Source organism: Bacillus sp. 5w2, assembly GCF_054353775.1.
Genome location: NZ_JBTIWT010000002.1, coordinates 469,723 through 484,839 on the forward strand (window position 1 = coordinate 469,723; position 15,117 = coordinate 484,839).

At 37.5% G+C, this 15,117-nt stretch carries 1 protein-coding gene; it reads right to left on the bottom strand.

Annotation, left to right across the window (positions count from 1 at the left end; genetic code table 11):
* Positions 1 to 29 precede the first annotated feature (29 nt).
* The gene (locus ACXY7N_RS06770; RefSeq protein ID WP_488592336.1) at positions 30 to 15,062 is read right to left on the bottom strand and encodes a DUF7507 domain-containing protein; all 15,033 of its coding nucleotides are present in this window, start codon (positions 15,060 to 15,062) and stop codon (positions 30 to 32) included.
* Positions 15,063 to 15,117 lie beyond the last annotated feature (55 nt).

Sequence of the window (15,117 nt, forward strand, 5' to 3'; positions counted from 1 at the left end):
TATCCAAACTACAAGCTTTTTCTTTTTTATTACCTCCACCAAATCCAAGCCCAAAAGTAATTTCGTATATTTCGAGGAGTAACGCGTATAAAACGTTCCCCGTCAAAGAAGCAATTTAAATTTGGAAGTGTTTCATCTGGATTGTCTGAAATAAAGGCGACAATGTTTTCGTTGCTTGTAACGGTTACTGTAATTGGTGGATCGGTAGGCGAGACTTGAAGTTGTAACGAAATATTGGCCGTATTTTTAAATTCATTATTAACAGGTGGACTTATCACTTGCACTGTGAATAACACGCTGATTGTTTCGTTTGGTTCCAAAGTAGTAGCGACTAGGAAACCGATATTTGGATTCGCTAGTGGAGAACGTTCACCGTTAATAAAGACAGTACCGTTCATAAATTGTAAACCTGCTGGAATGGTATCTTGTAAAGAAACGTTTGAAAGTGAAATATCAGAAGTATTCGTAATACGCACCGTATAATCAAAATATTGGTTTAAATAAGCTGAGCTGACGGAAGCGTTTTTTACTACTGTTGCAGTTATAAATTGAACTGGTATGCGTACAATGTTTGAATTAACAATGAAAGTAATAATCGGTTCTTGTGGTGTCAATTGGAAAGCTGCTGTAACTGTTGCGGAATTGACAATTGTATTGTTTGAAGGAATAGAAGTGACTAGAACTTCAAATGTTATCGTTGCTACTCCATCTGCAGGTAAAGCGCCGATATTCATACCAGTGTCTGGACGAACATTTGGAACAGGAGTACCGTTAATTGTTACGCTGTTTTCTATAAATGTTGTACCAGCTGGAATGATATCTAGGACAGAAGTACTGATTGTAGGAATTGGTGAATGATTTATTACTTCCAATGTGAAAGTTATGGTCTCTCCTGTTGTTACGATAGATTTATCAGCTGTCTTTTCAATGCGAACCATCGGATCAACTACTGTTGTTGTAACGGTATTTGTTTGCTTTGTAATTGTAATAGGCGGTTCATTCGGATCAATGGTAACAGTGTAGGAAACAGAAGCATCGTTATTGATTGCAGATTGAAGAGTTGAAGGAGATATTGTTACTTGGAAAGTAATAATATCAGATTCATTAGGAGCAAGGTTTCCTAACGTAATACCATTTTCAGGATTTGCGTTAGGCTGATTAATTCCGTTAATCGTAACGCTGCCCGTAACGAAGGTTGTATCTACTGGTACAGTGTCTATGGCAAGAAGATCTTCAATCGTTACATTACCGCTATTCGTAATTGTAATTGTATACGTTAAAGTTTGACTAGGTAATGCATTCGTGGTATTAACAGACTTGGTGGCAACGACATTATCATTTTGGACAGTTGTTGTGACAGTATTTGTTGTAGTCGTATTTGTAACAGGTAAGTTATTTGGGTTGACTATATAGTTAAAAGTAGTAATTGCTTCGTTGTTGAGTTCATTTGGTGTTGGAATAGAAGTTACAGTTACTTGGAAGGAAGTGATAGCATTTCCACCTACTATTATAGTGCCAATTGGTATGCCACTTACTGGATTCACTCCCGGAAGAGTTTCTCCGTTTACAATGACGCTATTTTCTATAAACGTAGTACCTTGAGGAATAATATCTTGAATGATTACATTATTTGCTGCAACATTACCAGTTTGATTGAGTGTAATCGTATACGTTAACGTATCACCGACCGTTGCAAATGCAAGGTCAACAGCTTTATTACTATTCAAATTCGCATGATGAATTTCTGTTACAGCAGCTGATGAAATAATAGTTTCGGTAATAGGTGGTTGATCTGGTACTGTGTATTCATATTGAATTGTACTCGTGTTAGAGATTGGATTTGTTTGTGGAATGGAAGTAACCCGTACTTGGAATAGAATAGTGGCTGTCGTATTAGGCGGAATGTTATCAATTTGTATACCATTAAGTGGGTTGTCATTTGGACGAGCGTTGCCATTCACAATAACGCTATTCTCTATAAAGCTCGTATTTGCTGGGATGATATCTGTAACGATAATGTTTTCCACTTGTATATTTCCGTTATTTATGATGGAAATTGTATAAGGGATGATAGTTTGTAGGTCAGCATATTGGATAGGTGTTGTTTTTGTCGCAATTACATTAGCAGAAATAACTTCAGTGAAGGTAATGTTACTAGTCGATATTTCTTCTTCCCCGTTTATCGTATAACGAGAAGTTGATTGATTTTGAACATGGCCGCTAGCTGGAAGAGCTACGACGGTAACAGAAAATCTGACTGGGATAGAAATGTTAGGAGCAATCGTTCCTACAAGTATACCGGTACTTGGATTGGCGTTAAGCTGTGGAATGTTATTTACTAAAACGCTACCGTCTATAAAGGTTGTTCCATCAGGAATATTGTCTGTAAATATAACAGCAGTGGCATTCGTATTCCCTGTATTCGTTAAAGTTGTTGTATAAGTTAAAATGTCACCAATCGTTACAGAGGTCAAATCAACAGTTTTAAGTGAAACGACATCAGCATCATTAATTTGAACGAAAGTAGTATTGGAAGTAGTGGATTTTTGAATTGGTGCAAAGTCAGGATTGAAAATAAAGTCGTAGACGATGTTTGCAGTATTAGGTGTTGGATTTACAGCAGGTAAATTTGTAACGGAAACTTGGAATGTTATTGTAGCCATTTGACCTGCTGCGACATTAGGAATGGAAAAGCCGATATTCGGATCTGCTGCAGGAAGTACAGTATTATTAACTATTACACTTCCTGGAATAAATACTGTTCCATCCGCTATAGTATCTGTAAAAAAGATAGAGTTAGTTGTAGTCGATCCATTATTTTGAATGAATACTGTATATACAATGGTTTCATCAATATTAGCTAATACAGTATTAGCGGATTTTGTAGCAATAAGAATAGCATCAATAAATTGTATATTTGTACTATTGGAAGAGGTCGTTTCTGAAATTGGTGGTGCGCTTGAGTCTGGTCGATACTCATAGTGAATGACGGCGATATTATTAATGTTATTTTGTGGTGGTATAGAGACTACATTTACTTGGAACGTAACAATAATCGTATTATTTGGAAGGATAATACCAAGATTGATACCGGTAATTGGATTTTCATTAGGTCTTGGTATGCCATCTACAAGGATGCTATTTGAAATGAATGTGGTGCCAGCAGCAATTGCGTCAATTAGGAGAGTATTTGTAATAGGTACTGTACCAGCGTTTGTAACGGCGACTGTATATGTGATGATTTGACCGATACGTGTAATAGATCTGTTAGCGGATTTAATTGCACGAACATTCGCCGTCCGCACTTCAGTGTTTACTGCATTTGATAACGATCTACGCTGAATAATAGGAGAACTAGGGTCAATTTGGTATTCATATGAAGTGCCTGAAATGTTAATGACTGTATTGCCCTCTGGTATATTTGTAAGTTGTACTTGGAATGAAATAGTGACTGTTTCATCTGGTTGTATCGTGCCGAGAGTTACTCCATTTTCAGGATTCACACCAGGCTGAATCACATTATTTATTGATAAGCTATCTTCAATGAATATAGTACCTTCTGGAATGTTGTCAATGAACACGGTATTGTTAGCTGGCACGGTTCCTACATTTTGCAGTGTATTTGTGTACGTAATATTTTGCCCGATTGATACGAAAGTAACATCGGCCTGTTTAACAGAAATAATATTTGCATTTTGTAGTGATGTTGTAACGATATTAGAATTTGCAGAGCGATTCACTGGTGGAGCTGTAGGAATACTTACATATTGATAATTTACAGATGATTGATTTACAATTTCGGTTTCAGTAGGTGGATTATTTGTTTGTACTTGAAATAGTATTGTTTTTGAACTGTTTGGTGGAATCGTTCCAATTGGTATTCCATTTTCAGGATTTACACCAGGCTGAAGTACACCGTTAATTGTGACACTATCGGGAACGAATGTAGTCCCAGCTGGAATAGAATCTGTGAAAATAATATTTATTGCGTCAACATTGCCTATATTTCTCGCTTCCGAAATATAAAGTATAGTTCCACCAATATCCACAGTTATTGGATTGGATGTTTTTGTAATTATTAATTGTGCTTGCACGAAATTTGTAATGACGATATTACTTGTAGATGTTTCATTAATAGGAGGTTGCCCTGGATCTGGCTGAATTGTATAAGTTGTATTAGATTGATTTGTAATCGATTCTTGCGAGAATGGAGCGTTAATAAGAATTTGGAACGAAATCAGGTGAGTAGCGTTTGCTGCTAGGTTAGGCAAAGTAACACCTACATTTGGATTGGCACCAAGTATAGCTGTTCCGTTAAGTGTAAAACTATTTTCTACGAATGTAGTCCCTTCTGGAATAGTATCTGAAAATATGAGATTTGTAGCTGGAATATTTCCGGTATTTTCTAGTGTTATTGTGTAGGTTAAAATGTCGCCAGTTGTTGCTTGTTGTGCATTGACTGCTTTTAAAGAAAGAATATTCGCATCCGAAATTTGTGTGAAAGCTGGGTTAGACGTAATTGTTCGAGAGATGATAGGAGCAGTTGGATCGGCGATAAAAGTATAGTCAATACGGGCTATATTAGAAATTGGATTCACGCTTGGAATGGATTGAACGGTAACTTGGAATGTGACGGTGACAATTTCTAACGGTGCGATAGAGTTTAATGGTATCCCTACGTTTGGATCAGCACCTGGAACTGAAATAGTATTAATGGTCACGCTATTCGGAATGAATGCCGTTCCTTCTGGTACTAAATCTGTTAAAGTAACTGTATTTGCCGTAGTATTCCCGTTATTTTGAACGACTACAGTGTAAGTGATTGTACCGTCAGTAGATTGTACGAGAGAATCTGTATTTTTAATTACAGATAATGATGCATCAACGACAGCTGTAGTAACCGTATTAGATGAAGATGTTGCTGTAACTGGAGGTTGACTCGGATCAACAATATACGTGTAACTTGTAAGTGCTTGATTTATAATTGCTCCTTGGGGTGGAATAGAGTTTGCAAGAAATTGGAACGTAATAGTAGCAGAATCACCTGGTGCGATAATACCAACTGGAATACCGAGAGTTGGACTTGCATCTGGCAGTGAAACCCCATTAAGCGTGACACTATTTGGAACAAATAATGCTCCTTCAGGAACTCCGTTAATGAGTAATACAGAGTTTGCAGGGAAGTTTCCAGTATTCGTTAATGTTGCTGTATACGTAATTACATCTCCGATAGATACGATTGTTCGATTTGCTTCTAAAACAGTTGTAACAGTAGCGTTATTAATTTGTGTTGAAGCGCTATTAGAATTTATTGTGCCTGTAACAGGAGGAGCAGTCGGATCAACAATAAATGTGTATTGAATAGATGCAACGTTTGTAATTGGATTTGAAGGTGGAGTAGATGTAACTACGACTTGGAAAGTAACAGTTAAGGAACTACCCGCGCTAACGGTTCCGATATTAACTCCGTTATTTGGATTTGCACCTGGAATGGTACTTCCATTTACAACAAAACTATTTTCAACAAAGGTCGTTCCTGCTGGAATCAGGTCTGAGAAGTTTACATTCGTAGCGTTTGTATTTCCACTATTTTGAATTAAAATGGTATAAGTGATCGTGTCACCGATATTTGCAAAAGCTGTATTAGCAGTTTTTACAGCTGAAAGTATTGCTGAGTTAATAGAAGTAACGAAGACGTTCGTTTCCACATTGCCAGGTTGAGCCTGTAATGCATTGCCTACGTTATATTGGAAGTTAACAAATCCTAAGTTTTGGAGTTCAGGAGTGAATGTTGTTGGATTGCTTACAATTTGAACTTGGAATATGATTGTTACAGTTTGATTTGGATTGATTGTATTTATACCAACACCGTCAATAATAGAAGCGGATGATAATGAAGTGCCATCAACAACAACTGATCCTGCAACAAATTGTGTCCATGTCGGTAAAGGGTCTGAGAAAACAACATTGTTAGCTGGAATATTTCCTGTGTTCGTAATCGTAGTTGTATACGTAATTGTATCACCGATCGTTGCAAAAGCTTTATCTCCGATTTTAATCGTGTTTAAAATAGCACTTTCAATTTTTGTTGTGACGTTGTTAGAAGTAATATTTTTTGAAACTGGAGGATTTGCTGGATTAACGATATGTTGGAAGCTAACGCTAGCTTGGTTGGAAATTGGATTTATAGGCGGAATTTCATTGGCATTAATATGAAATGCTACGATGACAGATTGGTTTGGCGCGATATCACCAATTGGAACACCTGTAATTATATTTGCATTTGGGATGCTAATTCCGTTAAGTGTAAAACTATTCGGTTCAAAGGAAGTTCCGTCTGGAATAAGGTCGGTAAAAATAACATTCGTTGCACTAACATTTCCGCTATTTGTAATTGTAACGGTGTAGATGATATCCTGCCCGATATCTACCGTTGATACATTTGAATTTTTTTGTGCAGTAAGGATAGCACTATTAATTTGTGTGGTCGTTGTATTAGATTGATTGGAAGTTGTAATAGGTGGCTGGCTAGGATCAACGACGTAATGATATGTGGTTGAAGTAGAATTAGATATTGGATTCAGTGTTGGAAGTGTAGTAACAGTTGCTTGGAATGTGACGATTGCCGTAGTACCACCATTAATGGAACCTATATTTACACCAGTAGATAAATCAGCGTTTGGAATGGTTTGCCCATTAACTGTGAAACTGTTTGGAACAAAAGTTAAATTGCTATCAAGTATATCGATAACGGTAACATCAGTTGCGGTCACATTCCCGGTATTAGGGAGGTTAAGTGTAAATGTTATTGTATTACCAACATCAGCAAAAGTAAGATCTGCTGTTTTTGTACTTATAATATTTGCGTTGTTTATTTGAAGAAGCGTAGTGTTGGAAGTAGCTGAACTCGATACTGGAGGATTAACAGGATCAACAATAAACTCATATGTCGTTGATGCTGTATTCGGTGCTGGATTAATAGGTGGAATGCTGTTAACCGTAACTTGAAAGACGATACTGTATATTTCATTTGGTGGAAGTGTTGCAAGTAATACACCTGTATTTGGATTCGCATTCGGTTGTAAAACGCCATCGACAGTTAGTGTGTTAGGAACAAATGTGAGTCCACTTGGTAATACATCTGTGAATACTATATTAGCTGCATCCGTATTTCCTATATTGGAAATAGAAGTAGTGTAAAAAGCAGTTTGCCCGATATCTGCAAAGGATGCACTTTCATTCTTCGTCATAGATAATATGGCTTCTTTAATTTGCGTTGAAACAGGATTGCTAATTGAAGTTTCTGCATCAGGCGGTGAGACTAATTGATATGATGTCGATGAGAAATTTACAATTGGGTTTTCGGCTGGTAATGAGGTCACGTTTACTTGGAAGGAAACATTTACTGTAGCCCCCGCTGTTATAGGCCCAATATTTACACCGTTTGTTGGATTCGCACCACTTTGAGGAATTCCATTAATGGAGAATGTGTTTGCAATAAATGTAGTTCCGTTCGGCATAGTATCTGTGAAAATAACATTTTGTGCAGATGAGTTTCCATTGTTTGTTAAAGCGACAGTGTAAGTGAGAGTATCTCCGATGTGGCTAAATGCTTTATCAACTTGTTTAGATGAAAGAATGGTAGCTGTATTAATTGTAGTAAATGTTGTGTTTGAAGTAACATTTCTTGAAACAATCGGTGCATTTGGATCAGCGATAAATGTGTAAGAAGCAGTAGCGGAATTGGCAATAGGATTTTGGACTGGTGTAGAAGTAGCGGTAACTTGAAATGCTATAGATATTGATTTGTTAGGAGCAATTGATCCAATTGTTATACCTGTATTAGGGTTGAGTCCGATTTGTGTGATGCCATCTATTATAACGCTATCAGTAATAAACGTTGTACCATCTGGTATAAGGTCAGTGAAAGTAATATTCGTAGCGTTTGTATTACCGGTATTTGTCAAAAGCGTCGTGTAGGTAATGGTATCACCTAATGTTACAAGTGTTTGATCGACCGATTTTACCATCGTTATCATAGCATCTAGTACCGGGTTTGTAACGATATTCGTTGAAGTAGAAGCTGTAACAGGAGTTCCGTTTGGATCAACAGTGTAAGAATATAAAATTGTATCGTTACCCATAATTGAACTTGAAGGGGGAACAGAAAGAACATTTACTTGGAAAGTAACGGTTACGGTTTCACCAGGAGCGATGTTTGGTATAGTTACTCCAAGTGCTGGTTGCGCACCAAATTGCTGAACTCCATTTATTGTGACTGAGTTTGGTATAAAGGTAGTGCTAGCTGGAATTGCGCTCGTGAAGGTAATATTCGTAGCTGGTGTATTTCCTGTATTCGTAATCGTAGTTGTATACGTAACTGTATCACCGACGGAAATGATAGATTTATCAGCACTTTTTTGGGTTGTTAATATTGCACTATTAATTGTTGTCGAAACAGCATTAGATACATTCGTTTGTGATACGGCAGGTTGGCTAGGATCAACCACATGTGCAAATTGTACAGAACTAAAATTAGAAATTGGATTTATACTTGGAATGTTTGTAACAAGTACATTGAGAGTTATAACGGCCGTTCCACTTGGATTTATATTTCCAATCTGAATCCTGCTAGCTGGATTTCCAATTTGCTGTGTACCAGAATCATTTGTCAAAGTTCCGGAAATAAATGTTGTTCCTTCAGGTAAAATATCTGTAAAAATTATATTTTGTGAAGTGACATTTCCAGGGTTACTTAATGTAATTGTATAAGAAATTGTATCGCCAATCGTTGCGAAAGTTTTATCTACAGATTTGATTGCCACAATTTCCCCAGAATTTATTTGTGTCGAAACAGGATTGGATGTCGTACTTCTTGAAACGAGTGGTAAATTCGGTCCTGTCATAAATTGATAATCAATGGAAGCTCCGTTTACAACTGGTGAGTTTGGTCCTCCAGGTCCGATTGTAAAAATAGGATTTGGGATGCTAACTACTTGCACACGGAAGGTAACGTTTATAAAATCTCCTGCAATAATATCTCCAATTGGTATCCCGTTCGCTGGATTTACTCCAGGTAATAAAGCCCCACCTACTCGAACGCTATCCTCTATAAATACTGTATTATTTGGAATCGGATCTGTAAAAATGATATTAGTAGCAGTTGTGTTCCCTATATTTTCTAATAAAACAGTATACGTTAAAAATGAATTTCCAGGTGCGACGTCAGAAAAGATACGGTCCACACTTTTCGTTGCTTGAATAATTGCTTCATTAATTTGAACTAAAGTTGGATTACTTGTAGCTGTTTCTGTCACCGGTGGCTGGGTAGGGTCGACAATGATGGAGTATGTTGTGCTAGATTGGTTCAATGTTGGATTTGTAGCTGGAATTGAGCCGACAATAGCTTGAAAGCTAATTGTTGTCGTTCCTCCAACTGGAATTGAGTCTAAAGAAATCCCGCTATCTGGCCTAAATCCAAGTTGTGGGATGGAGTTAATTTGTACGCTATCAGGAACGAATGAAAATTCAGGTGGTAATATATCGATAAAAACAGGTGTGTTTGCGGTAGTATTTCCGCTATTCGTGAGGGTAGTTGTATACGTAATTGTATCTCCAACAGTAGCAAATGCACTGTTTGCAGTTTTTGTTGCGATAACGGAAGCAGTATTTACTTGTGTAAAAGTTTTATTGGATTGAACTGTTCGTGAAACAGGCGGCTCATTTATATCAACAATAAAGCTATATTGAAGCGATGATTTGTTCGGAATTGGATTAGGGTTTGGAAGCGTTGTAATGTTTACTTGAAAACTGAGTGTGATCAATGCATTTGCATTCAAGTTACCAATATTGATACCGTTTTGTGGATTTGCATTCGGGACGGTTACACCATTTATTTTAAAGCTATTTGGGACAAAGGAAGTACCGTTTGGAATTGCATCTGTAAAAACAATGTTGTTTGCAGTAGTATTTCCTGTGTTTGTAACAGATGAAGTGAATGTAATCGTATCACCAATCGTAGCGAAAGTTGTACTCGCATTTTTATTTAAAACTAAAGTAGCATCAATAATTGGAGTAACCGTCGTATTCGTAATTGTACTACCAACAGCAGGTGATTGGTTTGGATTCACGGTATATTCATAATTTACAAGAGCATTATTTGTTAATGTGCCACTAGGTGGTATCGCTAAAATTTGTGCTTGAAAAGTAATGAATACAGTATCTCCTGGCGAAATATCTGCTAAGTGAACACCAAGTGATGGATCTAATCCTGGTTGTGGAACATTATTGATCGTTACGGAGTTTTGGATAAAGGAAGCCCCTGCGCCAAGCCCATCCGTTAAAACAGTTGCACTAGCAGGGATATTACCTGTATTTGTTACTGCAATCGTATAGGTCACGATATCACCAATTGCAGCTGTCGGTGTATTTACAGACTTCGTAGCGACAATAGTAGCATTATTAATTTGAGTTGTTATTACGTTACTTAACGTATTGGCGGATACTGGAGGTAAGCTAGGATTTACGACGTATTGGTACGTAGTATTACTTTGGTTCGGAATTGGATTCGGACTAGGTATGGAGTTTACTTTTATCTGAAATGAGATTGTTGTACTTGTATTAGGACTTATTGGATCAATTGCAATTCCACTTGCTGGATTTGTATTAGGGAGTGTATTCCCGTTTACTGTTACACTATTAGGAATAAATGATGTTCCGTTTGGAATTACATCTGTAAAAATCACATTTGATGCCAGAGTGTTTCCAGTATTCGTTAAAGTGGTCGTGTAAGTAATCGTATCATTTACGTTAGCAAACTGTTTATCTGCAGATTTCGTAGAGGTAATCGTAGCGTTATTAATAGTTGTTTGTACAGTGTTAGAAGCAACCATCTGCATTACAGCAGGTTTGGATGGATCGTACGTGTATTGGAATGTTGTGCCCGATTGATTTGTAATCGGATTTACAGCAGGGATACTTGGTACAAAAACCTGGAATGCAACAGTACGTGATGAATTTGCTCCTATCGTACCAATTAAAATGCCATTAGCAGGATTTGCATTAGCTATAGGGACACCGTTAATCGTTACAGTATTAGGAAGGAAGATGGTACCAGCTGGAATGCTATCTGTAAACGTTACATTAGAGGCAGGGATATTGCCGTTATTCGTTAAAATAGTTGCATAGGTTATGATATCGCCAACATCAGCGAAATTTGTACTTGTTAGTTTCGTAGCAACAATACTAGCGGTGTTAATTTGTGTTGTTACTATATTGCTAGTAGCATTTTTAACAATAGCAGGTAAATTTGGATCGGCGATAAAGCTATATTGAAGTGTAGCACTGTTTTGCGCTGGATTTGGTGAAGGTAAACTATTTGTACTAATTTGGAAAACAATAGTTGTAATTCCGCCTGCTGGAATCGTACCAACTTGAAGGCCAACATTTGGATCCGCACCTAGCTGTAAAGCACCACCTATAAAAATACTATTTGGTACAAGAGTTGTGCCAGGAGGTAGTATATCGGTAACAACTACATTATTTGCTGGAGTATTCCCAGGATTGGCTAAGGCAATTGTATATGTGATTGGTTGCCCAACATCTGCGATAGTTAAGTCTACATTTTTGAAAATAATTACATTTGCTAAATTAATTTGTGTACTTACAGTATTACTTAAAGATGTTTCTATAGTTGGTGGATCACCTGGATTTAGAATAAAGCTATATTGTGTACTAGATGAATTTATTGTTGGATTTTGTACTGGTAAAGAGGTGACAGTTACTTGATAAGAGACGGTAAGTGAGCCGTTAGCAGGAATGGCAGGTAACGGAACACCTATATTTGGATCTGCATTATTTTGAAGTAAACCGTTAATAAGGAAAGTGTTTGGAATAAAGGTAGTGCCATCTGGATTTGTATCTACGAAAGTGGGACTATCAGCAGAAACACTTCCTGCATTCGTTAAAAGAATGGTATAAGTTAATATATCTCCAACGGTAGCGAACTCTCGATCCACCGTTTTTGCCGAAATGACATTTGCATCGTTTACTTGAGTAAATGTAGTGGTTGAAGTAGTGTTCTTACTTACAGGTGAAGCGTTTGGATCAACGATAAAGTTATAGGAGATGGAAGCGCTATTTGAAATAGGATTTGGGTTTGGAATGCTAGTTATTACTACTTGGAATGAAGCTGTAATTGTAGTATTAGCATTGATGCTACCAATATTGATGCTAGCTGGTGTAACACCTGGTTGAGCAACACTGTTAATCGTAACACTGTTTGGTACAAAGGCAGTACCATTTGCAATTGAATCGGATAGTACTACATTGTTCGCCGCAACATTTCCATCGTTTGTAAGAGAAAAGGTATAAGTTAATACATCTCCAACTTCCGCAAACGTTTGATTTACAGACTTGTTAGTATGAAGATTTGCTAGTCTAATTGTTGATGTTACAGAATTAGAATTTGCTGTTTTCAATGTCGGTGGCAGACTTGGATTTACAGTATATTGATAAGAGGCGAAAGCATTATTAATGATAGGATTTTGGGCGGTAATATTGATGACTGTTACTTGGAAAGAAAGGGTAAAAGTAGCTCCGCCAGGAATTGTGCCGATAGGTAAGGCAATGAGAGAATCTACATTTTGCAAAACGCCGTTTAGTGTTACAGTACCAGGAGTCAATATCGTTCCATTTGGAAGTGGATCTGTTAGTTGCACGTTAGTTGCAGCTGTATTTCCACTGTTTGTAATAAGGATTGTATAACTTATCGTTTCGCCAATTGTGGCAAATTGTTTGTTTGTTGATTTTGTTACTGTTACATTCGCGTTGTTAATTTGAGTGGAAACAAGATTAGAAGAGATGTTTTTTGTAACGGGTGATTGGCTAGGATTTACAGTATATTGATAAGAAGCGCTGGATCCATTAGATACGACATTTGACGCAGGTATTGTGTTTACTACTACTTGAAATGAAATATTTTTTGTTGTACCAGTTGGGATAGATCCAATGTTCACACTATTAGCAGGATTTGCTCCAACTTGTGTCGTGCCATCTATTGTTAAACTGTTAAGGACAAAAGTGGTTCCGTTAGGAATGACATCTGTAAAAATAACATTGTTCGCATTCGTATTACCTGTAGCTGTAAAGGCAACAGTGTAAGTCAGTGTATCGCCAATATCTGCATAGTTTTTATCTACTGCTTTTGCCATAGTTACAGTAGCATTATTCACTTGAGTAGAGACAATATTCGTCGTATCAGTCCCACTTACTGCTGGTTGATTTGGTACAGGAATGTATTGATAAGTTGTTGTACCGCTATTTAATATTGGGTTTGTTTGCGGGATAGAAGGAACGAGTACTTGAAATGAAACAGTAGTCGTAGAATTAGCAGCAATAGATCCAATTGATATCCCATTTGCGGGATTTGCCCCAGCTTGAGTAACTCCGTTAACAGTTACACTCCCTGGAATGAAAGTAGTCCCACTTGGAATTGGATCTGTATATATAACGTTAGTTGCAGGGATATTTCCTATATTAGCTAAGGCAATACTGTAAGTTAACGTTTCGCCAATATCGGTAAAGATTTTGTTAACTGATTTTGTGCCATTAATATCTGCAAGATTAATTTGTGTTCCTGCAGAGTTGCTTGTTGCGAGACCGTTAAAGGTTGTTCCTCCGGCAATTGGTGTATATTGAAAGGTAATATTAGCGGTGTTAGAGATAGGGTTTTGATTTGGAAGAGAAACGACAGTTGCTTGGAAAGTTACTGTACGAGAAGAGTTATTATTAATTGTTCCGAGAGATATACCAGCGGCAGGATTTGCATTTGTTTGTGGTACGTTATCTATCGTCACGCTTCCAGGTATGAAGGAAGTGCCGTTAGGGAGTATGTCTGTAAAAGTAACGTTATTAGCAGGCAGAAGCCCGGTATTAGGGATAGTAACGGTATAAGTGAGAACATCTCCAATGGCAGCGACACTTTTATTCACGTTTTTCGTTGCTTGTATATTTGGTGAATTTATATTGATTTGTAAACCGACTGTATTTAACATATAGGCATCTCCGTTAGTTGTTAAACGGATTGCGGCGGAAACTTGTGAGTTTGTTAAATAAGGAGAAATATCAATGGAAGTAATGTCCCAACCTTGCCGGCCGGCGGATATATTTGTGCTTGTAGAAGCACTTTGATTTCTTGTTCCAAATGTCCCAGTTGTATCTAAATTTCCAGCAGCATTATTAACTTGAGAACCGAAGAAATTATTTACAGCATTATTTGGCCCAGATAAAGCATTTAATGAACTGAAATTTGGTCCGAATAATGCTTGATCTCCAGTTAAATCAGCATCCCCTTCAGTAGAACTTATAAACAATCTCCCGCTTACAGGTCCCCCGGCAGGTGTTAAAAATCCTGAGACAGATACATCTGCACTACCAGTTTCTACAGAAACACGGTTACCAGCTACGTAAATTGTTAAATTTCTTGCGGGTAAGGAACCGTTTTGATAAGCGACAATGAGCGTCCATCCAGAAGAATTGATAGCCCCGTTAGAAGCATCTAGAGGATCAACAAGTCCAGGGACAGAGCCAGTTGTATAGGATCCAGATCCAGCAGCTTGCACGAGTGATGTTACATCTGCGGATCGTGTATAGAATCCAAATGTGACAGATCCAGAAACGAATGTTTGATTAGAAGCTGTAACAGCTGAAGGGGTAATCGAGTATGTTGAAACAGGTGTTGTAAAAGAAACCGGATTCCCTAATACACTCGTAATGTTTTGATCACGAGATAAATAGTTTCCACCCCAAACAAGTTCTGCGTAAAGAATAGTACTACCAGCAGGGATATTTAATATAGCGGTAGAACTATTTTGTGTATAGTTTAGTGTTGTACCAGCAGGAAAAGTAGGTACTTGTAAAGCAGTATTCGTAGTTACGAATGCACCAATTGCCCCGATTGTACCAGCACGGTTTTGATTACTAATTTTACTTAACCCGAGTGTATTACCTGTAATTGCGAGTGCGCCGTTAGTGGTGGTAGAAAATCGATTCGTAATGGGCATGTTGTCACCTCATTTACAATATAGTCTTGGTCAAAATAGGATATGTGTGTGACAG

Coding starts and splice junctions, on each gene's coding strand:
- ACXY7N_RS06770 (WP_488592336.1), bottom strand. CDS start 15,062: ATGCCCATTACGAATCGATTTTCTACCACCACTAACGGCGCACTCGCA.